General features: G+C 71.3%; 21 protein-coding genes and 1 tRNA gene. 15 read left to right on the plus strand and 7 right to left on the minus strand.

All coding sequences use genetic code 11. The annotated features are described in order from the left end of the window. Positions 1–6: 6 nt before the first annotated feature. From ACZ4VK_RS04705 to ACZ4VK_RS04740, 8 genes are all read left to right on the plus strand, one after another. Positions 7–1,926, plus strand: coding sequence for an ATP-binding protein (locus ACZ4VK_RS04705; RefSeq protein WP_468348396.1), 1,920 nt, complete (start codon positions 7–9; stop codon positions 1,924–1,926). Next, entirely contained in the window at positions 1,923–2,858 is a 936-nt protein-coding gene (locus ACZ4VK_RS04710; protein WP_468348398.1) for a hydroxymethylglutaryl-CoA lyase, read from the plus strand. Before ACZ4VK_RS04705 ends, ACZ4VK_RS04710 begins: the two co-directional genes overlap by 4 nt. Positions 2,859–2,866: 8 nt before the next feature. Continuing rightward, positions 2,867–4,027, plus strand: a complete 1,161-nt coding sequence (locus ACZ4VK_RS04715) for an acyl-CoA dehydrogenase family protein (RefSeq protein WP_468348400.1) — start codon at positions 2,867–2,869, stop codon at positions 4,025–4,027. Positions 4,028–4,249: 222 nt separating this feature from the next. Then, positions 4,250–5,101, plus strand: coding sequence for a siderophore-interacting protein (locus tag ACZ4VK_RS04720; RefSeq protein WP_468348402.1), 852 nt, complete (start codon positions 4,250–4,252; stop codon positions 5,099–5,101). Positions 5,102–5,246: 145 nt separating this feature from the next. Continuing rightward, the gene (locus ACZ4VK_RS04725) at positions 5,247–6,686 is read left to right on the plus strand and encodes a pyridoxal phosphate-dependent decarboxylase family protein (RefSeq protein WP_468348404.1); all 1,440 of its coding nucleotides are present in this window, start codon (positions 5,247–5,249) and stop codon (positions 6,684–6,686) included. Continuing rightward, entirely contained in the window at positions 6,673–7,956 is a 1,284-nt protein-coding gene (locus ACZ4VK_RS04730; protein WP_468348406.1) for a lysine N(6)-hydroxylase/L-ornithine N(5)-oxygenase family protein, read from the plus strand. The genes ACZ4VK_RS04725 and ACZ4VK_RS04730 overlap by 14 nt, the downstream gene beginning before the upstream one ends. Then, positions 7,953–8,483 (plus strand): GNAT family N-acetyltransferase, encoded by a 531-nt coding sequence (locus ACZ4VK_RS04735; RefSeq protein ID WP_468348408.1) that lies wholly within the window; start codon positions 7,953–7,955, stop codon positions 8,481–8,483. Before ACZ4VK_RS04730 ends, ACZ4VK_RS04735 begins: the two co-directional genes overlap by 4 nt. 5 nt (positions 8,484–8,488) lie before the next feature. Then, a complete protein-coding gene (locus ACZ4VK_RS04740) occupies positions 8,489–10,261 on the plus strand; it encodes an IucA/IucC family protein (RefSeq protein WP_468348410.1) in 1,773 nt (590 codons plus the stop codon). Positions 10,262–10,400: 139 nt separating this feature from the next. Here ACZ4VK_RS04740 and ACZ4VK_RS04745 read toward each other — a convergent pair whose 3' ends face one another. Further along, complete coding sequence (locus ACZ4VK_RS04745) at positions 10,401–11,810, minus strand: erythromycin esterase family protein (RefSeq protein ID WP_468348412.1); 1,410 nt, start codon at positions 11,808–11,810, stop codon at positions 10,401–10,403. A 203-nt stretch (positions 11,811–12,013) separates the two neighbouring features. On the opposite strand from ACZ4VK_RS04745, the gene ACZ4VK_RS04750 reads away from it, so the two are divergent. Then, the gene (locus tag ACZ4VK_RS04750) at positions 12,014–12,829 is read left to right on the plus strand and encodes a S1 family peptidase (protein ID WP_468348414.1); all 816 of its coding nucleotides are present in this window, start codon (positions 12,014–12,016) and stop codon (positions 12,827–12,829) included. A 52-nt stretch (positions 12,830–12,881) separates the two neighbouring features. On the opposite strand, the gene ACZ4VK_RS04755 is transcribed toward ACZ4VK_RS04750, so the two are convergent. Further along, positions 12,882–13,256 carry a hypothetical protein gene (locus ACZ4VK_RS04755; protein WP_468348416.1) on the minus strand — a complete coding sequence of 125 codons (375 nt, stop codon included), beginning with the start codon at positions 13,254–13,256 and terminating at the stop codon, positions 12,882–12,884. A gap of 311 nt (positions 13,257–13,567) precedes the next feature. Further along, entirely contained in the window at positions 13,568–15,205 is a 1,638-nt protein-coding gene (locus tag ACZ4VK_RS04760) for a beta-N-acetylhexosaminidase (protein ID WP_468348418.1), read from the minus strand. Positions 15,206–15,401: 196 nt separating this feature from the next. Here ACZ4VK_RS04760 and ACZ4VK_RS04765 point away from each other — a divergent pair, with 196 nt between their 5' ends. Further along, a complete protein-coding gene (locus ACZ4VK_RS04765) occupies positions 15,402–15,677 on the plus strand; it encodes a hypothetical protein (protein WP_468348420.1) in 276 nt (91 codons plus the stop codon). 70 nt (positions 15,678–15,747) lie between these two features. Continuing rightward, the gene (gene glmS, locus ACZ4VK_RS04770; RefSeq protein ID WP_389679317.1) at positions 15,748–17,565 is read left to right on the plus strand and encodes a glutamine--fructose-6-phosphate transaminase (isomerizing); all 1,818 of its coding nucleotides are present in this window, start codon (positions 15,748–15,750) and stop codon (positions 17,563–17,565) included. A 131-nt stretch (positions 17,566–17,696) separates the two neighbouring features. Here glmS and ACZ4VK_RS04775 read toward each other — a convergent pair whose 3' ends face one another. Both ACZ4VK_RS04775 and ACZ4VK_RS04780 read right to left on the minus strand, forming a co-directional pair. Next, positions 17,697–18,260 (minus strand): GPR1/FUN34/YaaH family transporter, encoded by a 564-nt coding sequence (locus ACZ4VK_RS04775; RefSeq protein ID WP_468348422.1) that lies wholly within the window; start codon positions 18,258–18,260, stop codon positions 17,697–17,699. A gap of 153 nt (positions 18,261–18,413) precedes the next feature. After that, entirely contained in the window at positions 18,414–18,935 is a 522-nt protein-coding gene (locus ACZ4VK_RS04780; RefSeq protein ID WP_015033782.1) for a universal stress protein, read from the minus strand. A gap of 345 nt (positions 18,936–19,280) precedes the next feature. Between ACZ4VK_RS04780 and ACZ4VK_RS04785 the strand changes: the two genes are divergently transcribed. From ACZ4VK_RS04785 to ACZ4VK_RS04800, 4 genes are all read left to right on the plus strand, one after another. Then, on the plus strand, positions 19,281–19,637 hold the full coding sequence (locus ACZ4VK_RS04785; RefSeq protein ID WP_468348424.1) for a hypothetical protein: 357 nt from the start codon (positions 19,281–19,283) through the stop codon (positions 19,635–19,637). Positions 19,638–20,015: 378 nt separating this feature from the next. Beyond that, positions 20,016–21,185: a helix-turn-helix domain-containing protein gene (locus ACZ4VK_RS04790; protein ID WP_468348426.1), complete on the plus strand. Its 1,170-nt coding sequence runs from the start codon at positions 20,016–20,018 to the stop codon at positions 21,183–21,185. 299 nt (positions 21,186–21,484) lie between these two features. Next, positions 21,485–22,087, plus strand: a complete 603-nt coding sequence (orn, locus tag ACZ4VK_RS04795) for an oligoribonuclease (RefSeq protein WP_468348428.1) — start codon at positions 21,485–21,487, stop codon at positions 22,085–22,087. A gap of 116 nt (positions 22,088–22,203) precedes the next feature. Next, positions 22,204–22,276 (plus strand) — tRNA-His (locus ACZ4VK_RS04800). 56 nt (positions 22,277–22,332) lie between these two features. Here ACZ4VK_RS04800 and ACZ4VK_RS04805 read toward each other — a convergent pair. Both ACZ4VK_RS04805 and ACZ4VK_RS04810 read right to left on the minus strand, forming a co-directional pair. Further along, the gene (locus ACZ4VK_RS04805; protein ID WP_468348430.1) at positions 22,333–23,664 is read right to left on the minus strand and encodes a glycoside hydrolase family 10 protein; all 1,332 of its coding nucleotides are present in this window, start codon (positions 23,662–23,664) and stop codon (positions 22,333–22,335) included. Next, on the minus strand, positions 23,649–26,297 hold the full coding sequence (locus tag ACZ4VK_RS04810) for a cellulose binding domain-containing protein (RefSeq protein ID WP_468348432.1): 2,649 nt from the start codon (positions 26,295–26,297) through the stop codon (positions 23,649–23,651). The genes ACZ4VK_RS04805 and ACZ4VK_RS04810 overlap by 16 nt, the downstream gene beginning before the upstream one ends. Positions 26,298–26,336 lie beyond the last annotated feature (39 nt).

The following is a 26,336-nucleotide window of genomic DNA, read 5'->3' on the forward strand; positions in this document are numbered from 1 at the left end:
AAGTCCATGTTCGACACAGTGCTCGTCGCCAATCGCGGCGAGATCGCGGTCCGGGTCATCCGCACGCTGCGGGCACTCGGCGTGCGCTCGGTGGCCGTGTACAGCGACGCGGACGCCGACGCCCGGCACGTACGGGAGGCGGACACGGCGGTACGGATCGGTCCGCCGCCGGCCTCCGAGTCGTATCTGTCCGTCCCCGCGCTGCTCGAGGCCGCCGCCCGCACCGGCGCGCAGGCCGTCCACCCGGGCTACGGGTTCCTCGCCGAGAACGCCGGCTTCGCGCAGGCGTGCGCGGACGCGGGGCTCGTCTTCATCGGTCCGCCGTCCTCCGCGATCTCCCTGATGGGCGACAAGATCAGGGCGAAGGAGACGGTCAAGGCGGCGGGCGTCCCGGTCGTCCCCGGCGCGGCCGATCCCGAACTGGCCGAGGCGGCCCGCGCGCTCGGCGCGCCCGTGCTGCTCAAGCCGAGCGCGGGCGGCGGCGGCAAGGGCATGCGGCTCGTCCGGGACCTGGCGGTCCTGGACGACGAGATCGCGGCGGCGCGCCGTGAGGCCCGCTCCTCGTTCGGCGACGACACCCTCCTCGTGGAGCGGTGGATCGACCGGCCCCGGCACATCGAGATCCAGGTCCTCGCCGACGCCCATGGGAACGTGGTCCACCTCGGCGAGCGCGAGTGCTCGCTCCAGCGCCGCCACCAGAAGATCATCGAGGAGGCGCCGAGCGTCCTGCTGACCCCGGAGATCCGGGCGGCGATGGGCGCGGCGGCGGTCGAGGCTGCGCGGTCCTGCGGGTATGTGGGCGCGGGCACGGTCGAGTTCATCGTGCCGGGCGGCGATCCGGCCTCGTACTACTTCATGGAGATGAACACCCGGCTCCAGGTCGAGCACCCGGTGACCGAGCTGATCACGGGTGTCGATCTGGTGGAGTGGCAGCTGCGGGTGGCGGCGGGCGAGCCGCTGCCGTTCGCGCAGGAGGACATCCGGCTCGACGGCTGGGCGATCGAGGCCCGGTTGTGCGCGGAGGATCCCTCGCGCGGGTTCCTGCCCTCGGGCGGTACGGTCCTCGCCCTGAACGAGCCGCAGGGGGACGGGGTCCGTACGGACTCGGGTCTGAGCGAGGGCACGGAGGTCGGCAGCCTGTACGACCCGATGCTCGCGAAGGTCATCGTCCACGCGAAGGACCGCCCCACGGCCCTCCGCAAGCTGCGGGCGGCCCTGGCGGACACGGTCACCCTGGGCGTCCCGACGAACGCGGGTTTCCTGCGCAGGCTGCTCGCCCACCCGGACGTCGTCTCCGGCGCCCTGGACACGGGTCTGGTGGAGCGGGACGCGGAGAGCCTCGTCCCGGAGGGCGTACCGGACGAGGTGTACGCGGCGGCGGCGGCCGTCCGGTTCGCGGATCTCGCCCCGGCGCCCCGGGGCGGCTGGACGGACCCGTTCTCGGTGCCGAGCGGCTGGCGTCTCGGCGGCCGTCCGGCTCCGCTCCCCTTCCCCGTACGTGTGGCGGGACATGAACCCGTGACAGCGCAGGCGCCGGCCGGTGCCCGGGTCGCCGACGACTCGGTGGCCGTGACCGTGGACGGCGTCGTCCACCGCTTCCACCGCGCCGGGAACTGGCTCGGCAGGGACGGCGACTCCTGGCACGTGCTCGACCACGATCCGGTCGAGGCCGCGCTCAGCGGGGCGAGGCACGGCGGGGCCGACACGCTTGCCGCGCCGATGCCCGGCACCGTCACCGTCGTCAAGGTGGCCGTCGGGGACGAGGTCGAGGCGGGGCAGAGTCTGCTCGTCGTCGAGGCGATGAAGATGGAGCACGTCATCTCCGCCCCGCACGCCGGCACCGTCACCGAGCTGGACGTGACGCCCGGCAGCACCGTCGCCATGGACCAGATCCTGGCCGTCGTCGCACCCCGGGAGGAGTCATGACCACGGGCCTGCCCATGACCGTGAGGGATCCCGGGCTGCCCGCCCGGGTCCGGATCCACGAGGTCGGCGCCCGGGACGGGCTGCAGAACGAGAAGACGGCCGTCCCGACCGATGTGAAGGCCGAGTTCGTGCGGCGGCTCGCCGCCGCCGGGCTCGGCACGATCGAGGCGACCAGCTTCGTGCACCCGAAGTGGGTGCCCCAACTGGCCGACGCCGAGGAGCTTTTCCCGCGCGTGCGGGACCTGCCCGTCCGCCTGCCCGTCCTCGTGCCGAACGAGCGCGGTCTCGACCGGGCCCTCGCGCTCGGCGCCCGCGAGGTCGCCGTGTTCGCCTCGGCGACCGAGTCCTTCGCGAAGGCCAATCTGAACCGGACCGTCGACGAGGCGCTCGCGATGTTCGCGCCGACCGTCACGCGGGCCATAGAGGCCGGCCTCAGGGTGCGCGGCTACCTCTCGATGTGCTTCGGCGACCCCTGGGAGGGCGCCGTCCCCGTCGAGCAGGTCGTCCGCGTCACCAAGGCGCTCGCCGAGATGGGCTGCGACGAGCTGAGCCTCGGGGACACCATCGGCGTCGCGACCCCCGGCCACGTCACCCGGCTGCTCGGGGAGCTGAACGAGGCCGGCGTCCCCACCTCCCGTATCGCCGTGCACTTCCACGACACGTACGGGCAGGCGCTCTCCAACACCCTGGCCGCCCTGCGCCACGGGGTGACCACCGTCGACGCCTCCGCCGGCGGCCTCGGCGGCTGCCCGTACGCGAAGAGCGCGACCGGCAATCTCGCCACCGAGGATCTCGTGTGGATGCTCGACGGTCTCGGCATCGAGACCGGAGTCGATCTGGCCGCCCTCACCGCCACGAGCGTGTGGATGGCCGAGCAACTGGGCCGACCCAGCCCTTCCCGTACCGTCCGTGCCCTCTCCCACCAGGAGTGACGATTCCCATGTCCCTCGACCACCGGCTCACCGCAGAGCACGAGGAACTCCGCCGTACCGTCGAGGCGTTCGCCCACGACGTCGTGGCGCCGAAGATCGGCGACTACTACGAGCGGCACGAGTTCCCGTACGAGATCGTCCGCGAGATGGGCCGCATGGGCCTGTTCGGGCTGCCGTTCCCCGAGGAGTACGGCGGCATGGGCGGCGACTACCTGGCGCTCGGCATCGCCCTCGAGGAGCTGGCCCGGGTCGACTCCTCCGTGGCGATCACCCTGGAGGCGGGTGTCTCGCTCGGCGCGATGCCGGTGTTCCTCTTCGGTACGGAGGAGCAGAAGCGCGCGTGGCTGCCGCGGCTGACGGCGGGCGAGATGCTCGGCGCGTTCGGCCTGACGGAGCCGGGCGCCGGCTCGGACGCCGGCGGCACCCGCACGACGGCCGTCCGCGACGGCGACCACTGGGTGATCAACGGCTCGAAGTGCTTCATCACCAACTCCGGTACGGACATCACGGGCCTGGTGACGGTCACGGCGGTCACCGGCCGCAAGCCGGACGGCCGTCCGCTGATCTCCTCGATCATCGTCCCCTCCGGCACTCCCGGTTTCACGGTCGCCGCCCCCTACTCGAAGGTCGGCTGGAACGCCTCGGACACCCGTGAGCTGTCCTTCGACGACGTCCGGGTCCCGGTGGAGAACCTCCTCGGCGAGGAGGGCCGTGGGTACGCGCAGTTCCTGCGGATCCTGGACGAGGGCCGGGTCGCGATCGCGGCGCTCGCGACGGGGCTCGCGCAGGGCTGTGTGGACGAGTCGGTGAAGTACGCGAAGGAACGTCACGCCTTCGGCCGGCCGATCGGCGACAACCAGGCCATCCAGTTCAAGATCGCCGACATGGAGACGCGGGCGCACATGGCCCGGATCGGCTGGCGGGACGCGGCCTCGCGGCTGGTCCTCGGCGAGCCGTTCAAGAAGGAGGCGGCGATCGCGAAGCTGTACTCCTCCACCGTGGCGGTGGACAACGCCCGTGACGCCACGCAGATCCACGGCGGCTACGGCTTCATGAACGAGTACCCGGTGGCCCGGATGTGGCGCGACTCGAAGATCCTGGAGATCGGCGAGGGCACCAGCGAGGTCCAGCGGATGCTGATCGCACGGGAGTTGGGCCTTCAGGCCTGAGTCCGTCCGCGCGTCTCGGCGGAGCCCGCCGCCCCTGGGGTGGTGGGCTCCGTCGCGCCTGCCCAGGTGGGGTCCGTGTGCCTGCCCAGGCGGATCCGTGCGCCTGCCAAGGCGGGTCTGTCATGCCTGCTCAGGCGGGGTCTGTCAGGCCTGTCCAGGTGGGGTCCGTCACGCTCCCCCACCCCTACAGAGTTTGATGAGGTTAGGCTAACCTACGTTCTCATGACGAACGCCGAGACCGCCCCCTTCCAGTTCTTCCGCCTCCAGGTCGACCGGACCCGGCGGCTCGGCCCGTCCCTGGTCCGGGTCACCTTCACCGGGGACGACCTGAAGAACTTCGCCGCCGGCGGCCGCGACCAGTCGCTCTCCCTCTTCCTGCCGCACCCCGGCCAGGAGGCGCCCGTCCTGCCGCCGTTGGACAACCCGGACATGTACGCCATCCTGGGTGCCTGGCGCGCGATGCCCGACGACGAGCGGGCCGTGATGCGCTCGTACACGGTCCGCGAGCAGCGCACGGAGCCGGTGAACGAGGTCGACATCGACTTCGCGCTCCACGCGGACGGCGGCCCGGCCTGCCGCTGGGCCGCCCAGGCCAAGCCCGGTGACCGGGTGGTCGTGCTCGGTCCCGCCGTCGCCGAGAACACCGGTGTCCGCTTCCAGCTGCCCGAGGACGCCGACTCCGTCCTCATCTGGGCGGACGAGACGGCCCTTCCGGCCGCCTCCGCGATCCTGGAGTGGCTGCCGGCCGAGACCCGCGCGCAGGTGTTCCTCGAAGTGCCGTACGCGGGCGACCGCATGGAGCTCGCGACGCAGGCCGACGCGACGGTCACCTGGCTCGTACGGGAGGAGGGGGCGCCGTCCGCCGTCGACGCGGTGCGCGGCGCCGAGCTGCCCGGCGAGGCCCCGTACGTCTGGATCGCGGGCGAGTCCGGTGCGGTGAAGGCACTGCGCCGGCACTTCGTGCGGGAGCGCGGACTCGACCGGCGCCGGGTGACGTTCGTCGGCTACTGGCGCAAGGGGCTCTCCGAGGACGCGCTGCGCGAGGTCCCGGACGAGACGCAGGAAGACGCGTAGGTCTTCGCCGCCTTCCGGCGTTCAACTTCCTTTTGACGGTTGTGACCTGAGAGGGGCGAGGGGACGTTGCGATGCGTTATTAGGTTAGGCTAACCTAATAACGCATCGCCCCCTCGCCCCTCTCTGCTGTCCGGAGGCCCCCCACATGCGCTCCCACCTGCTCAATGACGCCACGGCGGAGAGCTACCGCCGCTCCGTCACCGAAGGAGTCGAGCGCGTGGCGGCCAAACTCGCCTCGACGCGGGGACCGTTCAGCGGTGTGACGCCCGCCGAGCTCGCCCCCGTCATCGACGCCGTCGACCTCGACCGGCCGCTCGGTGACTCCTCCGCCGCCCTCGACGAGCTGGAGAGCGTCTACCTCCGCGACGCCGTCTACTTCCACCACCCGCGCTACCTGGGGCACCTCAACTGCCCGGTGGTCATCCCCGCCGTCCTCGGCGAGGCCGTCCTCTCGGCCGTCAACTCCTCGCTCGACACCTGGGACCAGAGCGCCGGCGGCACCCTCATCGAGCGCAAGCTGATCGACTGGACCACCGGCCGCATCGGCCTCGGCCCGGCCGCCGACGGCGTGTTCACCAGCGGGGGTACGCAGTCCAACCTGCAGGCCCTGCTCCTCGCCCGCGAGGAGGCCAAGACCCGCGACCTGGCGAAGCTCCGCATCTTCTCCTCCGAGTGCAGCCACTTCAGCGTCCAGAAGTCGGCCACCCTCCTCGGCCTGGGCCACGACGCCGTCGTCTCGATCCCGGTCGACCGGAACAAGCGGATGCAGTCCGTCGTCCTCGCCGCCGAGCTGGCGGCCTGCCGCGCCGAGGGCCTCGTCCCGATGGCGATCGTCGCCACCGCGGGCACCACCGACTTCGGCTCCATCGACCCGCTGCCCGAGATCGCCGCCCTGGCCGACGAGTACGGCGCCTGGATGCACGTGGACGCGGCCTACGGCTGCGGGCTGCTCGCCTCCCCGACCCGCCGCCACCTCCTGGACGGCATCGAGCGGGCCGACTCGGTCACCGTCGACTTCCACAAGTCCTTCTTCCAGCCGGTCAGCTCCTCGGCCGTCCTGGTCCGCGACGGCGCCACGCTGCGCCACGCGACCTACCACGCGGATTACCTGAACCCCCGCCGCACCCTCGCGGAGCAGATTCCGAACCAGGTCGACAAGTCGCTCCAGACCACCCGCCGTTTCGACGCGCTGAAGCTCTGGATGACCCTCCGCGTGATGGGCGCCGACGGTGTCGGGCAGCTCTTCGACGAGGTCTGCGACCTGGCCGCCGAGGGCTTCGCGATGCTCGCCGCCGACCCGCGCTACGACGTCGTGGTCGAGCCGCAGCTCTCCACGCTCGTCTACCGCTACATCCCGGAGGCCGTCACCTCCCCCGAGGACATCGACCGGGCCAACCTCCACGCCAGGAAGGCGCTGTTCGCCTCCGGTGAGGCCGTCGTCGCCGGGACCAAGGTCGACGGCCGCCAATACCTCAAGTTCACCCTGCTCAACCCCGAGACGACCACGGCCGACATCGCCGCCGTCCTCGATCTGATCGCCGGCCACGCCGAGCAGTACCTGGGAGAGACCCTTGTCCACGCCTGAGACGACCGAGACGTACGACTTCATCGGCATCGGACTCGGTCCGTTCAACCTCGGACTCGCCTGCCTGACCGAGCCGATCGACGAGCTGAACGGCCTCTTCCTGGAGTCGAAGCCGGACTTCGAGTGGCACTCGGGGATGTTCCTCGAAGGCGCCCACCTCCAGACCCCGTTCATGTCGGACCTGGTCACGATGGCGGACCCCACCTCGCCGTACTCCTTCCTGAACTACCTGAAGGAGAAGGGCCGGCTGTACTCGTTCTACATCCGGGAGAACTTCTACCCGCTGCGGACCGAGTACAACGACTACTGCCGCTGGGCCGCCGGGAAGCTCTCCTCCGTCCGCTTCTCGACGACCGTCGCCTCCGTGACCTTCGACGAGGCCGCCGGGGTGTACGTGGTGACCACCGAGGCCGGAGAAACGTTCCGCTCGCGGAAGCTCGTCCTCGGCACCGGCACCCCGGCGTACGTCCCCGAGACCTGCCAGGGCCTCGGCGGCGACCTCATCCACAACTCGCGCTACCTCCCGAACAAGGAGGCGCTCCAGAGGAAGAGGTCCATCACCCTGGTCGGCAGCGGCCAGAGCGCCGCCGAGATCTACTACGACCTCCTGAGCGAGATCGACGTCCACGGCTACCAGCTGAACTGGGTGACCCGCTCCCCGCGCTTCTTCCCGCTCGAGTACACCAAGCTCACCCTGGAGATGACCTCCCCGGAGTACGTGGACTACTTCCACGCGCTGCCCGAGCAGACCCGCTACCGCCTGGAGACCCAGCAGAAGGGCCTCTTCAAGGGCATCGACGGCGAGCTGATCGACGCCATCTTCGACCTGCTCTACCAGAAGAACCTGAACGGCCCGGTCCCCACCCGGCTCCTCACCAACTCGGCCCTCCACTCGGCCGCGTACGACTCCACGACGGGCACGTACACCCTCGGCTTCCACCAGGAGGAGCAGGAGAAGGACTTCACGGTCGACACCGAGGGCCTGATCCTCGCCACCGGCTACAAGTACGCCGTCCCCGCCTTCCTGGAGCCGGTCCGCGACCGGCTCAACTGGGACGGCCAGGGCCGCTTCGACGTGGCCCGCAACTACGCGATCGACACGACGGGCCGCGGGGTCTTCCTGCAGAACGCCGGCGTGCACACCCACTCGATCACCTCGCCCGACCTCGGCATGGGGGCGTACCGCAACGCGTACATCATCGGGGCGATGCTGGGATACGACTACTACCCCGTCGAGAAGACCATCGCTTTCCAGGAGTTCGCGGTATGACCGTATCGATACGTCCCTTCGACCCCTCGAAGGACGCCCGGCTGATCCACCCCTGGGTCACCCATCCCAAGGCCGCCTTCTGGATGATGCAGGGCGCGACGCTCCAGGACGTCGAGCGCGAGTACGCGGCGATCACCGCCCACCCGTACCACGAGGCCTTCATCGGCGAGGTCGACGGCGAGCCGGCCTTCCTCATGGAGCGGTACGACCCGTCGCAGCTTGAGCTGGTCGGGCTCTACGAGCCGCAGCCCGGCGACGTCGGCATGCACTTCCTCGTCGCGCCCACCGACACCCCCGTGCACGGCTTCACCCGGACCGTCATCACCGCCGTGATGGCGGAGCTCTTCGCCGACCCGGCGACCGTGCGCGTGGTCGTCGAGCCCGACGTGGCCAACAAGGCCGTCCACGCGCTCAACGAGGCCGTCGGCTTCGTGCCCGAGCGCGAGATCCAGAAGCCGGAGAAGAAGGCCCTGCTGAGCTTCTGCACCCGCGAGCAGTTCGAGGCCGCCGTGGGGGTCGCCGCGTGAATCCCGTGACCGATCCCGTCGCCCACCTCACCCCCGAGCTCTGGGCCGACGCCAACCGCGCTCTGATCCGCAAGGGCCTCGCCGAGTTCGCCCACGAGCGGCTCCTCGACCCGCGCGAGCTGGGCGAGAGCCGCTACGCGGTGCTCGCCGACGACGGCACGACCGAGTACCGCTTCACCGCGGACCGGTTCGCCCTCGACCACTGGCAGGTCTACCCCGAGTCGATCAGCCGGCACCGCGGCGACGAGCAGCTCCCGCTGGACGCGCTCCAGTTCATCACCGAACTCCGCGGCGCCCTCGGCCTCAGCGACGAGGTCCTGCCGGTCTACCTGGAGGAGATCTCCTCCACCCTCGCCGGTACGGCCTACAAGGCGACCAAGCCGAGGGTGACCTCCGCCGAGCTGGCCCACGCCGGCTTCCAGGCCATCGAGACCGGGATGACCGAGGGCCACCCCTGCTTCGTCGCCAACAACGGCCGGCTCGGCTTCGGCGTCGACGAGTTCCGCGCGTACGCCCCCGAGGCCGCGAGCGACATTCACCTGATCTGGCTGGCGGCGCGGCGCGACCGCACGACCTTCACGGCGGGCGCGGACATCGAGTACGAGACGTTCGTCCGCGCCGAGCTGGGCGACGCGACGGTGGACGGCTTCGCGGCGACGCTGACCGCCCGCGGCCTGGACCCGGCCGACTACCTCCTCATGCCCTGCCACCCCTGGCAGTGGTGGAACAAGCTGTCGGTCACGTTCGCCGCCGAGGTGGCGCAGCAGCGTCTCGTCTACCTGGGCGAGGGCGACGACACGTACCTCGCGCAGCAGTCGATCCGTACGTTCTTCAACACCTCTGACCCGACGAAGCACTACGTCAAGACGGCCCTCTCCGTCCTCAACATGGGCTTCATGCGTGGCCTTTCGGCCGCGTACATGGAGGCCACCCCGGCCATCAACGACTGGCTGCACCAGCTCATCGAGTCGGACTCGGTCTTCGCCGCGGCCCGGTTCTCGATCATCCGCGAGCGGGCGGCCGTCGGCTACCGGCACCTGGAGTACGAGGCCGCGACCGACCGGTACTCCCCCTACCGCAAGATGCTGGCGGCGCTCTGGCGCGAGTCGCCGGTGCCGACGCTCGCCGAGGGCGAGCGCCTGGCGACGATGGCCTCGCTCCTCCACGTGGACCACGCGGGCGCGTCCTTCGCGGGCGCCCTGATCAAGGAGTCGGGCCTGGAGCCGGCGGCGTGGCTCCGCCGCTACCTGGACGCGTACCTCCTCCCGGTCCTCCACAGCTTCTACGCCTACGACCTGGCGTTCATGCCGCACGGCGAGAACGTGATCCTGGTCCTCGACGAGCAGGGCACGGTCTCCCGCGCGATCTTCAAGGACATCGCGGAGGAGATCGTCGTCATGGACCCGGCGGCGGTCCTGCCGCCGGCGGTGGAGCGCGTCCGCGCCGAGATCCCGGAGGACATGAAGCTCCTCTCGGTCTTCACGGACGTCTTCGACTGCTTCTTCCGCTTCCTGGGCGCGACCCTGGCAGCGGAGGGCGTCCTGGCCGAGGACGACTTCTGGCGGACGGTCGCGGAGTGCGTCCGCGCCTACGAGGCGTCGAAGCCGGAACTGTCGGACCGCTTCGCCCAGTACGACATGTTCGCGGAGACGTTCGCCCTCTCGGCCCTCAACCGCCTCCAGCTCCGCAACAACAAGCAGATGGTCGACCTGGCGGACCCGTCGGCGGCACTCCAGCTGGTCGGCGACCTGGTGAACCCGATAGCCCGGTTCGCCTGACCTTCCCTGAAGACCGATGTGAGCCCCGCCGGAGTACGGTCCTCCGCCGGGGCTCACATCTTTTTCTACGCCAGAGGTCAGAAGAGGGTTTCCCGTCGGGGTAGCCGTTGCCGGCCTCCCTGCGTCCCGCGCCCTCGTGTCAGAGCCGGTCGGCCGCCCGGACCCGGTGGAGGTGAATGAGGACGTCGTAGGCCCGGCCGAGGGCGAGGACGGGCAGCGGGTCGGGGGTGAAGGTCGAGCCGGCGTCGTAGACCGGCCGGGCGCCGTCGAGCCAGGCGCGGGCCCTTGCGGGCGCCGTCCGCAGGTCGAGGTAGAAGTCCCGGTGGCCGACGCGGTCCAGGACGTGCTCGTTCATGCCCGGACGCGCCGCCGGGACGGTGACCGGTTTCCAGTCTCCGGCAAGGGAGGCGTCCTTGGTGAGGAAGGAGCCGCCGGCGAAGCTGAAGCCGATCGCGGCGTAACCCCGGCCCAGGCGTTCGCGCAGGACGGCGCCCTGGGTCCGCGGGTACATGTCCGGGTGGGTCGAGAGGTATCCGACGTGGCCGTTGTGGGCCGAGAGAAGCATCTTGTGGCCCGTGTGGCGCTGCCACCACAGCACGTTGTCGGCCATGGCCTGGTCGCGCAGACTCTCGGCGGCGGTGACCGAGGCGGGGTCGGCGAGGTCGACGGTGGCGAAGGCGAAGGACTGCGCGATGTTCCGGGCGTGCTGCACCGTCCACGCGTGGTCGCCGCCGCCCTCCTCCTGATGCTCCGCGACCAGGTCGAGTGCCTCCTGGGCGCGTGCGGCGTTCGCCACGCGTTCCGCGACCGGTCTGCGCAGGTAGCCGAAGATGTCGTCGAAGGGGCGCAGCCCGGCGTACAGCTCGGTGAGCCGGGGAAGCGCCTCGGGCCGTGTCCTGCCGACGGACGACAGCACGCGCTCGAAGATGTGGTCGCCGAGCTCGGGCGCCCCGAGGTCGTCCCCCATGAAGTGGACCGGGTGGTCGGGGTGGCGGCGGTTGTGCTCGCGCATCCAGGTGATCAGGCTGACGAACTCCTCCCGCTCCCAGGGGGATCCGGCAAGGGTCTCCTTCGCGATCGTCCGCGGGTCGCCGGGTCCGCCCTGGAGGTACTCGTCGATCCTGAGCCCCGCCGACCAGCTCATCTCCAGGGCGAAGGTGGTGAAGCCGCGCTCCTCGACAAGGTGCCGGAAGACGCGTTCCTTCATGGCGAAGAACTCGTGCGAACCGTGCGTGGCCTCGCCGAGACCCACTACCTTCGCGTCGCCGACCATGGCGCTCAGCGCCCGCAGGTCCGTGGTCCTGCCGCCGGGCTCCGTGGAACGCAGAGGGTGGGCGGACCGCTCCAGGGAGCGTATGAGGGCCGCTTCCCGGTGCGCCGCGCCGGGGTCGGCGGACAGCGCCGATGCGGGAGACGCCGCAGACGCGGTCGGGGCCGCTCGCACGGCCGGTGGCGCGGCGACCGCGGGGGCGGCGAGCGCCGTCGCGACGAGCACTCCCGTGAGGGAGATCAACCCTCGCCTGCCGATCGGCGTTCTGTATCCGCGCATGCTGACCGCTCCTTGCGTGTGGGGCTTTCGAACCGTTCAAGTGATCTTGGCGCCCCAGGGCGCGGAGCGCGCTGGGGCGCCCCACCGACTTCCTCCGGGGGGCACCCCCACCGCGTTCCGGCCCGCTGCCCGGATGGTCCGGTGGATCTTGGACCCAGCAAGGTGGACGAACACATTCCGATTCACGAGGGAAGGAACTCCCTGTGCCCAGCTTGAAGTCGGTGGGCCGCCGCGCGGCGCGCTTCACCGCCGTCGGCGCTCTCGCCGTCGCGACCTGCGCCACCCTGATGACGGGCAGCGCGGGAGCGATCGTCAACGGGACGGAATCCACGGAGCGCTACCCGTTCATGGCGTCGATCCCGGAGTCGGCCCCGGAGCACGGGGTGTACGACGGTTCCTGCGGGGCGTCTCTGATCGATCCGCGGTGGGTGCTGACGGCGGCCCACTGCGTGCGGGGTGACGGCCTGGTCCTTGAGGGCATCGTCCGGATCGGCAGCGAGGAGCGGAAGTCCGGGGGAACCGTCCGGGCCATCGAGCGGACCGTCGTCCACCCCGGCTTCGTGAGCGGTGAGGGGAAGGCCGCCAACAGGAACGACATCGCGCTGGTCCGCCTCGACCGCCCGGTCGACGAGAAGCCCGTACGGATCGCGGAGCGGGTCGGACGGCCCGGCACCCCGACCCGGATCCTGGGATTCGGCACCACCCTCGACACCGAGCTGAAGTTCGCGGAGCGGTTGCGGGAGCTGGAGACGCGTACGGGTGCCGCCGACGAGTGCGCTCCCGGCTACGCGGACCGGACCCGACTGTGCACGATCAGCCGGGTGCCCCGGGCCATGGCGTGCTTCGGGGACTCCGGCGGGCCGCAGCTCCAGAAGGGCAGGCACGGGCGATGGGAGCTCATCGGAACCACGTCGGGTCCCGGCGCCCCGGGGCTCGCCTGCTCGGCCGGGCCGGGCCTCTACACCAGCGTGCCCGCCTACACGGAGTGGATCCGGAAGACGATCCGGCGCGACACCTGACCCGGACAGCGGTCGGGCGGGGACACTCTCCGGTCGGTCGGGGAGCGGCCGTTCAGGCGCCCTCGTCGAAGCGGCCCGCCTCCACCTGGAGGGCGAGGGTCTGCAGCACCTCGGCCGAGGAGACGTCGGTCCGCCCCTCGTCGTGCGTCATGGCGAGGCTCGTGAAGGCCAGGGTGAACCCGGAGACCATGGTGTACAGCACGGGACCGAGGGCCGTGGCGAGGAGGCGGGTCACCTCCTGCGGAGTGGCGTCGGCCGGCACCCTGATGTGGGGCAGCATCTCGTTCAGCATCTGCGTGATCACCCGGGGCTCGACCTCCGACGCCGACTCGAGAGCCTCCTCGTCCCCGTCCTCCACCGCGCGCCGGATCTCCTGAGCCTCCGTCAGGATGCCGATCACTCGCCTCAGAACCTCAGCTCGCTCCATCCACGGAGCCTAGGGGATGTCTTGCCGATCAGGCCGGGCTCGCGACGCCTGGCACCGCACCTCGCCGCGTTGTCGTCGGTCGACAACGTCCCCCAGCTACCGCTGGGAGGTGCCCCCACCGCGTTGCCTCCCTCCTCCGCCTTGCGAGGCACGGCACCAGACGCCGCTCCCTGATCCGGCCTGACCGACAAGACACCCCCTAGCCCCGTACCGGCGCGCGCAGAGCGGGTTCGGGAACGCCCGACCGGTCCGCACGCGCGGAACGCCCGGCCGAGAAGCCCCGGCCGGGCGTTTCCGTACCTACGGACCGGCTACCGCGCCGGCCAGGGCACCTGCGGCGACCGGTAGAAGTCGATGCCGAGTGCCTCGAAGCGCGGTGCCTGTTCCGCGAGTCGGACCTTGTACGTGTCCCAGTCGTGGGTCTCCGCCGGGGACCAGCCGAGTTCGGCCACGCCCGGCAGGCGCGGGAAGGCCATGACGTCGAGGTCGTCCGTGGTGGCGAGCGTCTCCGTCCACAGCGGGGCCTCGACGCCCCGGACGGCGTTCTCCGGGGCTCCCGGCAGATAGGTGGCCGGGTCCCAGTCGTACGACTCCCGTACCTCGACGTGTCCGGCCCAGGCGAGGCCGAGCGGGGTGTCCTCGGTGTACTTCATGTCGAGGTACGTGCGGTCGGCCGGCGAGAGGATGAGGCCGGTGCCGTTCCGCGCGACGGCGGCGACCCGTTCCTTCTCGGCGGCGGGGGTGCGGTCGAGGCCCCAGTACTGGACGAGGGCGCCCTCGACGGGGGTGGTGCCGGTCAGCTGGTGCCAGCCGATGACCTTCTTGCCGTACTTCGCGACGACCGGCTGCACCCGGTTCATGAAGGCCACGTAGTCGGCGTGGCTGGTGGAGTGCGCCTCGTCGCCGCCGATGTGGACGTAGCGGCCGGGGGTGAGCGCGGCGATCTCCCGGATCACGTCGTCGACGAAGGCGTACGTGATGTCCTTGGGCACGCACAGGGAGCTGAGGCCGACCTTGATGCCCGTGTAGAGGGGCGGGGCGACGCCGTCGCAGTTGAGCTCGGCGTAGGAGGAGAGGGCCGCGAAGGTGTGGCCCGGCATGTCGACCTCGGGGATCACCTCCTGGTAGCGGGAGGCGGCGTACCGGACGATCTCCCGGTACTGCTCCTTGGTGTAGAAGCCGCCGGGGCCGCCGCCGACCTCGGTGGAGCCGCCGTGGCTGGTGAGCCGGGGCCAGGAGTCGACGGCGATGCGCCAGCCCTGGTCGTCGGTGAGGTGCAGATGGAGGGTGTTGATCTTGTAGAGGGCGAGCTGGTCGATGTACCGCTTCACCTCGTCGACGGTGAAGAAGTGACGGGCGACGTCGAGCATGGCGCCCCGGTAGGCGTAGCGGGGGGTGTCGGTGATCGTGCCGCCGGCGATCTTCCAGGGGCCGGGTTGGACGGAGTCCCGCTCGACGGCGGAGGGCAGCTGCTGGCGCAGGGTCTGCACGCCGCGGAAGAGCCCGGCGGGCTCGCGGGCGGTGAGGGTGAGGCCGTCGGGCGCGGAACTGAGTCGGTAGCCCTCCTCGCCGAGCTCGGGGTCGTCGGGGGCGAGCCGGAGCCGGATGCCGCCCCGGGCGGCGGCGTCGTCGACGACGGGCAGCGGGAAGCCGGTGGCGGGGCGGAGCAGTCCGGCGAGGTAGCGGCCGATGGCCTTGGTCTCGCCGGAGGTCCCGTCGACGCCGATGCGGGTGGCGGGTGTGAGGGTGTAGGGCTCGCCCTCGGGGGCGATGCGGGCGGGTACGGGCACGATGCGGCCGAGCGGGCGGATCTCGGGTTCGGCGGCGGCCGCCTTTCCGTCGTCCTTTCCGGTGACCGCGGCGCCCTCTCCGCAGCCCACTCCGGCGGTCGCGACGAGGAGCAGGGTTCCGATCAGGCGAGGAATCCTTCGGCTCTGTCTCACAGGCATGGTCCCCTTCGGGTGATCAGCACGTCCGTCGTCCTGTCGTTACGTATATCCGGTCGGCGTCCTCCCCGCGCATCCGCACCCCGCCGATGCTCAAGGTCTGGACCAAACCCTTGATCCACGCGTGGATCATGTCACTCCTGCCCGATTCCGGGCAGGATTCTTGCGAAAGACGGCCCGCACCCCTCAATATTCACGGGTGCTCGAACGCCGCCCGTCGCATGACGACCTCGTCGACCATCTGGTCCGCAGCACCGCGCTCCAGCGCGGTGAGGCCGCCCGGGTGGTGCTCGACGTGCTGGCGTACTTCGACGAGACGACCGAGGAGTTCGTCCGCCGCCGCCACCGCGAACTGCAGTCCGGCGGATCGGTGAACACCGAGATCTTCGAACGGATCGCCGCGGAGCTGCCACACCGGGCCGTGGCGCCACCGGAGCTCTCGCTCCGGCAGCTGCGCCGCATCGTCTACGGCTGACACGGCCGGGGACACACGGCCCGGGGGTGCGGCCGAGAAGCACCATCACAGACCTGGAGGGGTTTCCTTTATGTGCGGAATTGTCGGTTACATCGGAAAGCGCGACGTCGCCCCGCTGCTGCTCGAGGGCCTGGCGCGCCTCGAGTACCGCGGCTACGACTCCGCGGGCATGGTCGTCACCAGCCCGAAGGCCTCCGGCCTGAAGATGGTCAAGGCGAAGGGCCGCGTCCGCGACCTGGAGGCCCGTGTCCCCAAGCGCTTCACCGGCACCACCGGCATCGCCCACACCCGCTGGGCCACCCACGGCGCGCCGAGCGACGTCAACTCGCACCCGCACCTGGACCCCGAGAACAAGGTCGCCGTCGTCCACAACGGCATCGTCGACAACGCCCAGGAGCTCCGCGCCAAGCTGGAGGCCGACGGCGTCGTCTTCGCCTCCGAGACGGACACCGAGGTCATCACCCACCTCATCGCCCGCTCCCAGGCCACCACCCTGGAGGAGAAGGTCCGCGAGGCCCTCAAGGTCATCGAGGGCACCTACGGCATCGCCGTGATGCACGCCGACTTCAACGACCGCATCGTCGTCGCCCGCAACGGCTCCCCGGTCATCCTCGGCATCGGCGAGAAGGAGATGCTCGTCGCCTCCGACGTCGCCGCCCTGATCGCCCACACCCGCCAGGTCGTCACCCTCGACGACGGCGAGATGGCCACCCTCAAGGCCGACGACTTCCGTACGTACACGATCGCCGGCGCCACCACCACGCCCACCCCGGAGACCGTCGAGTGGGAGGCCGCCTCCTTCGACATGGGCGGCCACGACACCTTCATGCACAAGGAGATCTGCGAGCAGCCCGACGCGGTCGACCGCGTGCTGCGCGGCCGGATCGACGACCGCTTCTCCACCGTGCACCTCGGCGGCCTGAACCTCGACGCCCGCGAGGCCCGCACCATCCGCCGCATCAAGATCCTCGGCTGCGGCACCTCGTACCACGCCGGCCTCATCGGCGCCGGGCTCATCGAGTCCCTGGCCCGCATCCCCGCCGACGCCGAGCCGGCCTCGGAGTTCCGCTACCGCAACCCGGTCGTGGACCCCGACACCCTCTACATCGCCGTCTCGCAGTCCGGTGAGACCTACGACGTGCTCGCCGCCGTCCAGGAGCTCAAGCGCAAGGGCGCCCGCGTCCTCGGCGTGGTCAACGTGGTCGGCTCCGCCATCGCCCGCGAGGCCGACGGCGGCGTGTACGTCCACGCGGGCCCCGAGGTCTGCGTCGTCTCCACCAAGTGCTTCACCAACACGGTCACCGCCTTCGCGCTGCTCGCCCTGCACCTGGGCCGCATCCGCGACCTCTCCGTCACCGACGGCAAGCGGATCATCGAGGGCCTGCGCAAGCTGCCCGCGCAGATCAGCGAGATCCTCGAGACCGAGGACGAGATCAAGAAGATCGCCGCGGAGTACGCGGGCGCCCAGTCGATGATGTTCATCGGCCGTGTGCGCGGCTACCCCGTCGCCCTGGAGGCCTCCCTGAAGCTCAAGGAGATCTCCTACATCCACGCCGAGGCCTACCCGGCCTCCGAGCTGAAGCACGGCCCGCTCGCCCTCATCGAGCCGGCCCTGCCGACGGTCGCGATCGTCCCCGACGACGACCTGCTCGAGAAGAACCGTGCCGCCCTGGAGGAGATCAAGGCCCGCAGCGGCCGCATCCTCGCGGTCGCGCACCAGCCGCAGGCGAAGGCCGACCACACCATCGTCGTGCCGAAGAACGAGGACGAGCTGGACCCGATCCTGATGGGCATCCCGCTCCAGCTCCTCGCCTACCACACGGCGCTCGCCATGGGCCGCGACATCGACAAGCCGCGCAACCTGGCCAAGTCCGTCACGGTCGAGTAGCAGCCGCCCCGGGGCCTGTCCCCCCGGGCCGCGGCCGCCGGGCCTGTCCCCCGGCGGATCGGCCGGACACGAGAGCGGTCCCTGTGCACACCCAGGTGCACAGGGACCGCTCTTTTTCCTCCGTCGTACGGTCAGCTCGCCGTGGCCGCGCCGCGGTTCGCCCTCCCGAGCGCCATCGGCCAGCCGGCGACGGCCGCCGTGGCGCCGTACCAGGCGACGAGGCCCGCGACGGCCGCGACCCAGCCACCGGCCTTGCCGAGGCCCCCGCTGCCGGCGAGCGCCCCGATGCCGAGCAGCAGGAGCGCGAGGAACAGCAGCCCGTACACGCCCTGTCCGAACAGGCCGCTGCCCGAGGACGCCATCGTCAGGGTGAGGGCGAGGAGCGCCCACAGGAGCATGAAGACGCCGACCGCGTCGGCCGACGCGCCGCCGCCGACGGCGGTGCCCCAGGTGAACCAGAAGGCGCCGAGCGCCGCGAACGCCGTGCCCTCGCCCTTGTCGCCCGCTCGGAGGGCGAGCATGCCGACGAGGAAGAGCGCCACCCCGCCAACCCAGGTGGCGAGGCCCGCGGCATCCGCTGCCGCGACGTTGTCGATGACGCCCGTACCGCCCAGGCCGAAGGCCAACAGGGTCAGTCCGAGCGCGAGGTGGCCGAGAGTGGAGGTGCTGTTTCCCGCGGCGACGTCTTTGTCCACGGCGGGCTCCCTTCAGGAGTGCAGTCGTGCTGCGTGAGCTGCTGTGATCCGGTGACCCTTATCTACCCTTCACAAGCACACAATTCACCTGAGGAAGGCCGAATTTATGGCCGGATGACGGCAGTTGAGGATCGGACCCGCGCGGCGGGGCTCCTACGGGATGACGATCACGGGCCGCTGGGCGCGGCGGGCGAGGCGGCCCGCGACCGAGCCGAAGATCCGTCCGACGATCCCGTGCGTGGAGCCGACCACGATCGCGTCGGCCGAGTACTCGCGGCCGACCTCCTCCAGCTCGTGGCAGATGTCCCCGCCGCGCTCGACGAGGATCCAGGGCACCTCGGAGAGGTGCTCGGCGCAGGCGAGCTCGAGGCCGAGGACCTCGGTGCGGTGGTCGGGCACGTCGACGAAGACCGGGGGCTCGCAGCCGGCCCACACCGTGGTGGGCAGCCGGTTGGCCACGTGCACGATGATCAGGCCCGAGCCGGAGCGGCGGGCCATGCCGATGGCGTACGCGAGGGCGCGCTCACTGGACGTGGAGCCGTCGAAGCCGACGACCACCCCGTGCCGGAAGGCCGGGTCGCAGGCATGACGTGGCTGTTCGACCGCGAGGGGGTCGACCGTGGAGTCGGCGACGCGCTTGCGGTCCGCGGGTTCGGGGAATTCGTGACCGGCCATCGGTGTCTCGGCGAAGAGGGTCCTCGTGGGAAGGGACGGGGAACGGAGGGGGACGGAACAGGGGTGGCGGCGGAGCTGTGTGTCCGGGAATCATCTTCCCAAGCCCATACCCCCAAGGGTACGGCGACACTCCTCTCCTGCCCAGAGCCCGCCGTACCACTCCCGGCGTGCCCGCCGCTCGCGCGCGGCGTTCCAGGGAGCATGCACGAGCGCCTCGGGATCTGGCAATGCCGGTTGTGCCCTACAGGCGTCCGTACGGGGGCCAAACGGACGTCGCCCAGAGTGACCGTAACGTTCCGCTTCTCGTTGCCACAGGTCCAGCCCACCGTCGCAGGGAGCCCGCCCGTGTCCGCACCATCGACCGCCGCCCGCCAGACCTCCCCCGCCCCCGCGACGGAAACGGCTCCGGGGGCGACCGTGGCGGTCCCGGCGGCCGGAGCGGCGGACCAGGCCGGTGACGTCGTCCGCTGGGCGGTCTTCTGCTGCGTGCTCGTCCCGGTGGTGCTCGTCGTCTACGGCACCTCCCTCGGCGGCGCGGCCGGCACCGCGCTCGGCCTCCTCTCGGTGACGGCGGCCTGCCGGGTGCTGCTGCGCCGCTCGGAGCGCGGGCTGCGCGGCGAGGGCGGCCGCGGCCGGCGCCGCGGTACGGGCGAAACCGGGTCGAACCGGCGCCCCCGCAGGGCCCGCCCCTCTTCGAGTTGACAGGTTCGTACACCCGAACCCATATGTTTTCAGCCAAGTTCCATCTATCGGCGAGTCCTTGGCGGAACGGTTGCCCAACCCCGGCGCCGACACCCGAGAATGCCCCGCCCCAAGGGCTCGCACCCCCCGCGTACGGGGGCGTTCGCCGCGCCGCGCCTTCCCCTCCGGGCCTCCGGGCGGCAGACTTCGCGATCGATCGCTTCGCGCCAAGTGGCCTTGTCGACAATCCACCGGATGGAGAACTTGTCACGCCGGCGCCACGGGACACAGTAGATTCGATCATGGGTACCGAAGACTGGGGTCTCGTGCAAAACCGAGGGGAAACGTGCAGGAGCGACACGACCAGGGAGACGCGAACACCGAGGGGGGCTTAGCGTCATGAGCCAGGACTCCGCCGCACCGGAGGCCGCACGGAAGCTGACCGGGCGCCGCCGTCGCGAAGTCGTCGCGGTGCTGCTGTTCAGTGGCGGCCCCATCTTCGAGAGCTCCATCCCGCTCTCCGTGTTCGGCATCGACCGGCAGGACGCCGGAGTGCCCCGCTACCGGCTGCTCGTCTGTGCGGGCGAGGACGGCCCGCTGCGGACCACCGGTGGACTCGAACTGACCGCGCCGTACGGCCTGGAGGCCATCGGCCGCGCGGGCACCGTCGTCGTCCCGGCCTGGCGGTCGATCACCTCGCCGCCGCCGCCGGAGGCGCTCGAAGCGCTGCGCCGTGCCCACGAGGAGGGCGCCAGGATCGTCGGTCTCTGCACCGGCGCCTTCGTCCTCGCCGCGGCCGGCCTGCTCGACGGCCGTCCGGCGACCACGCACTGGATGTACGCGCCGACGCTCGCCAAGCGCTATCCGTCGGTCCATGTGGACCCCCGGGAGCTCTTCGTCGACGACGGGGACGTACTGACCTCCGCCGGCACGGCGGCCGGAATCGATCTGTGTCTGCACATCGTGCGGACCGACCACGGCACGGAGGCCGCGGGCGCCCTGGCGCGCCGGCTGGTCGTCCCGCCGCGGCGCAGCGGCGGTCAGGAGCGCTACCTCGACAGGTCTTTACCAGAGGAGATCGGCGCCGACCCGCTGGCCGAGGTCGTCGCCTGGGCCCTGGAGCACCTCCACGAGCAGTTCGACGTGGAGACGCTCGCGGCCCGCGCGTACATGTCACGGCGGACCTTCGACCGCCGGTTCCGCTCGCTGACCGGTTCGGCCCCGCTCCAGTGGCTGATCACCCAGCGGGTGCTGCAGGCGCAGCGGCTGCTCGAGACCTCCGACTACTCGGTCGACGAGGTCGCGGGCAGGTGCGGCTTCCGCTCGCCGGTGGCTCTGCGCGGCCACTTCCGGCGGCAGCTCGGCTCCTCGCCGGCCGCCTACCGGGCGGCGTACCGCGCGCGGCGGCCGCAGGGCGACACGGGCACGGCGGTGCTCGACGCGGTCGTGCCCGCCCAGGTCTCGGCGGGCATCAGGCGCCCGTCGTCCCCGCTGGACCCGGGCAAGCCGCACTCCGACGCGTACGCCCCGGGCCGCGCGGCCCTGCCGGGCCAGCGCAGCGCGCCGTAACGCCGTAACACCGACCCGCGCGGCCACAAGCTGCGCATCGCAGGACCGACGGGCGCCCGGGGAGACCTCCCCCGGGCGCCCGTCGGCGTGATCACGGCCCGGCCCTGATCCGCCGGACAGGCCCTCGGGGGTGTCTTGTCGATCAGGCCGGATCAGGGAGCGGCGTCTGGTGCCGTGCATCGCAAGGCGGAGGAGGGAGGCAACGCGGAGCGTTGTGGACCGACGACAACGCGGCGAGGTGCGGTGCCAGGCGTCGCGAGCCCGGCCTGATCGGCAAGACACCCCCTAAGGTAGGACGCATGAACGATCGCATGGTGTGGATCGACTGCGAGATGACCGGGCTCTCGTTGACGGACGACGCACTCATCGAGGTGGCCGCGCTGGTCACCGACTCGGAACTGAACGTGCTCGGCGACGGGGTGGACATCGTGATCCGCCCGCCGGACGCGGCCCTGGAGACCATGCCGGAGATCGTGCGCCAGATGCACACGGCCTCGGGACTGCTCGACGCGCTGCCCGGCGGCACCACGCTCGCCGACGCCGAGGCCCAGGTCCTCGCCTACATCCGCGAGCACGTGAAGGAACCCGGCAAGGCGCCCCTGTGCGGGAACTCGGTCTCCACGGACCGCGGCTTCCTCGCCCGGGACATGCCGGCCCTGGAGAGCCACCTGCACTACCGGATCGTCGATGTCTCCTCGGTCAAGGAACTGGCCCGCCGCTGGTACCCGAGGGCGTACTTCAACAGTCCGGAGAAGAACGGCAACCACAGGGCGCTCGCCGACATCCGCGAGTCCATCGCGGAGCTGCGCTACTACCGGGAGGCGGTCTTCGTCCCGCAGCCCGGTCCCGACTCGGAGACCGCGAAGCAGATCGCGGCCCGTCACGTCCTGCCCGCGGAATGATCGCCGGATGACCCCCCGCTCGCGCCCTCGGACAATGGGGGCGCGAGCACCCTCCGGAACCCTGTAGACTTCTTCTCGGCCGGTCAGGGAAACCTTCGGGGAAACCGCCGGGCATGGTGGGTATAGCTCAGCTGGCAGAGCACCTGGTTGTGGTCCAGGATGTCGCGGGTTCAAGTCCCGTTACTCACCCTGAAGGCCGAGGCCCCGGTTCGAAAGAACCGGGGCCTCGGTCGTTTTCGTGTGTCTCAGGTGCAGGTGAGCGCCGCCGGGGGCGGGTTGGTGCCCGTCCAGGCGCCGTTGAACCCGAAGGAGACGGTGCCGCCGGGCGGCAGCGTCGCGTTGTACGGGAGGTGGGTGGCCGTCACCTCCGCGCCGGCCTGGGTCACCGTCGCGTTCCAGGCCTGGGTGACCCGCTGCCCCGCCGGCTGGGTCCAGCGGACGGTCCAGCCGTCGAGGGCTGCCGTGCCCGTGTTGCGGAGGGTGACCTGGGCGGTGAAGCCGCCCGTCCACTGACTGCCGACCGTGTACGTGACGGAGCACACACCCGGGGCCGGCGGGGTCACGGGAGCGAGCGCCCCGGCGATCCCCGCGTACGCCGGTTTCGGGTTCAGGTTCTCGTCGTACGGGGTCGCCGCTCCCTCGCCGGGGAAGAAGTCCGGGATCCAGGAGTCGGAGTCCGTGAAGCCCCAGACGGTGACGCCCTCGCAGCGGGTGACGGCCAGGCAGGCGCGGAGGACGGCGGCGTAGTCGGCCTTCTGCCGGTCGAGCTTCTCGGCCGTCGCGGGCAGCGGCATCCGGATGTCGAGCTCGGTGATCGCCACGTCCACGCCGAGGTCGGCGAAGCGGCGCAGGTTGGCCTCCAGGGAGGCGGGCACCTGGCCGAGGATCAAGTGCGCCTGGAAGCCGACGCCGTCGACCGGGACGCCCTGCGCGAGGAGCCGCTTCACCAGGTTGTACATGCCGTCGCTCTTCGCGCCGATGGCGTCGGTCGAGTAGTCGTTCAGATAGAGCTTCGCGGCCGGGTCGGCGGCGCGGGCGGCGCGGAAGGCGTCGGCGATGTACGACTCGCCGAGGGTGGCGCCGAAGACGGACTGCCGGAGGGTGCCGTCCTCGTTGAGGGGTTCGTTGACGACGTCCCAGTGGTCGACGCGGCCCTCGTAGCGGCCGGCCTCGGCGGCGATGTGGTCGGTCATGACGGTACGGAGCTGGTCCGCGGTCCAGGTGCCGCCGCTCACCCAGGACGGCAGCTGGCTGTGCCAGACGAGGGTGTGGCCGCGGACCTGCTGGCCGTGGGCCTCGGCGAAGGCGACGACACGGTCGGCGCCGGCCCAGTCGTAGGTGCCCCGGGTGGGCTCGACGGAGCCCCACTTCATCTCGTTGCCGGGGGTGACGGAGCCGAACTGGGCCGCGGCGACGTCCGCGTATCCGCCGGTGAGTTTTCCGCCGGTGACGGCGGTGCCGAGGTAGATCCCCCGTGCCTCGGCGAGGTCGCGCAGCGGGGCGTCGGCGGCGGCCGCGGGCGTGGTGGTCAGGGCGGCGCCCAGGAGCGCCGCCGCGGCGATCAGGCGACGGAGCACGTGGCGCCTCCGAGGGTGAAGGCGGCCGGTGCGGGGTTGGTGCCGGTCCAGGTGCCGGTGAAGCCGAAGGAGGCGGAGGCTCCGGCGGCGACGGAGCCGTTCCAGCCGACGTTCTGCGCGGTGACGGCGGTGCCGCTCTGGGCCGGGGTGGCGTTCCACATCTGGCCGACCCGCTGGCCCGCCGGGTAGTCCCAGCCGAGCTTCCAGCCGGTCCAGGCGGTTGCGGAGGTGTTGGTCAGGGTGATGTCGGCCTGGAAGCCGCCCTGCCACTGGTTGGTCACCTTGTACGCGACCTTGCAGGCGCCGGCGGGGGGCTGGGTGCCGCCGCCGTTGTCGCCGCCGCCGGTCTCGGCCGTGTCGCCGTAGATGATGCCGCGGCCGTTGGTGGAGACGTACACGCGGCCGTAGACCCGGGGGTCGCCGGTGATGGCGCCGCCGGTCCAGCCCCACTGGTGGGCGTCGTCGTTGATCCGGACCCAGCTCGCGCCCGCGTCGGTGGAGCGGAAGACGCCGCGGACTCCGCCGATCTTCGCGCTGCTGTAGAGGGCGGGGTACGTGGCTCCCGGGGCGGCCTTGCCGAAGCCGATGGTGTCGGCCTGCTCGACCCCGGAGAGGCGGGTGAAGGTGGCGCCGCCGTCGGTGGAGTGCCAGAGGCCGTACGTGGCGTCGGTGGCGCCGCCCGCGAGCCAGAGGTCGCCCTTCTTGCCGGGGACGGCCTTGAAGCGGACGTTGCCCTTGGCGGGGAGGCCGGTGGCCTTGGCGGTGAAGGTCCGGCCGCCGTCGGTGCTGGCGTAGAAGGTGCCGGCGGCGAAGCCGTAGAAGGTGAGCGGGTCGACGCGGTCGGACTCGACGGTCGCGCCGGCCGGGATGCCGGTGGACGCCGTCCAGGCGCCTCCGGTGCCGGTGTGGACCCCGGTGCCCTCGGGGCTCCAGACGAAGCGGGTGCCGTCGGCGCCCGCCGCGACCGTGCCGCCGCCGGTGACGCCGGCGGGCTCCTGTCCGGCGGTCCAGGTGGCGCCGTTGTCGGTGGAGAAGGCGACACGCGGGCCGCCGTCGAGATGTCCGGCGCGGACGACGGTGGTGGGCTTGGTCTCGGCGAAGTCGACGCTGGTGGTCGAGGTGAAGTTGGGGCCGGTGAACATCATCGGGGGGACCTTGGTGAGGTCCGTGTGGCGGAAGCCGCCGATGTCGCCGAGTGCGCTGATCAGCGGGGCTCCGGAGGGCGGCGACGCCAGGTCGAGGACGGCGGTCTCCTCGAGGCCCTGGACCATCGGCCTGATGGTGAAGTTCGTGCCGGTGTCCCACTTGGTGAGTTCGGTGGTGCCGTAGATCGTGGCGCCGGTGCCGTACATCATGCGGTTCGAGTCGAAGGGGTCGATCTCCAGGGCCTCGGTCATCCAGCCGAGCTTCGGGGTCTGCTCGGGCGGGGCCGGGTTGCCTCCCCAGGTCAGCCAGGGCGAGGAGGAGACGTCCATGGTGTAGCGGTTGGCGCGGTTCGGGTACGAGCTGTAGTCCCAGGCCCTGGTCCACGTACCGCCGCTGTCGGTGGAGCGGAAGAGCTGGGTGTCGGGGTACCAGGAGCTGTAGGCGGAGACCATGACGGTGCCGGGGTGCTGCCGGTCGACGGTCAGGCCGCTGAAGCCGTGGTACGTGTCGGCCTCGGCGACGGGGCTGATGTCCTTCCAGGTGCCGGTGGCGGTGGCGTACCGCCAGACCTGGCCCTTGCCGCCGTCGTACGGGCCGGCCGTGTCGCTGTACGCGAGGTAGAGGTAGCCGTTCTCCGCGTCGAGGACGCCCTTGTGGGCGAGGTAGCCGGTGGGCTGGCCGGGCAGCCGGGTCCAGGTGGCGCCCGCGTCGGTGGAGCGGTAGACGGCGTTCTGCTTGTCGCCGACGCCGACGTAGATCGTGCCGGTGGCGCTGCCCGCGGTGCCGGTGGACTCGTCGAAGGTGACCCAGACGATGCCCTGCTCGTCGGAGTTGTAGCCGCTGGTGTCGGTGGGGTCCTGCTGGTAGTTGCCGGGGTTGGTGAAGGAGGTGACCTTCGACCAGGTGGCGCCGGAGTCGGTGGAGCGCCAGAGGCCGTTGCCGCTGGGAGTGCCGAGGTAGAGGACGCTGTTCTTGTGCGGGTCGACCGCGAGGCGTTCGCCCATGCCGCGGCCCGGCATGTTGCCGCCGAGCTTGAAGGGGAGGTCGGCGCGCTTCCAGGTGGCGCCCCGGTCGGCGGAGCGCAGGACGGCGCCGTTGCCGGGGTCCCAGTCGTTGGTGTAGGTGCCGACGGCGGCGTAGACACGGTCGGGGTCGACGGAGTCGGTGGCGAGGCCGACGACTCCGGTGTGGCCCCAGTCGTCCCAGCCGATGTGGTCGAGGAGCGGGGTCCAGGTGGAGGCGGCCTGGTTCCAGCGGTAGGCGCCGCCGATGTCGGTGCGGGCGTAGGCGAGGTTCTTCTCGCTGCGGTTGAAGACGATGCCGGGGACGAAGCCGCCGCCGTCGACCCGGGCGTTCTTCCAGGTGTACGAGGCGCTCGTGGCGGCGGGCTCCGCGGGGGCCGGTGCGGCGGTGACGTGGGGTGCCGCTCCTGCGAGGAGGCCGGCGGTCAGGGCGAGCCCCGCCAGGAGGTGTCGTGTTCTGCGCATGGGGGTCCTGTCGGAGAGCGGATGGGAGCGCTCCCACTA

Source organism: Streptomyces sp. NPDC028711, from assembly GCF_055565415.1.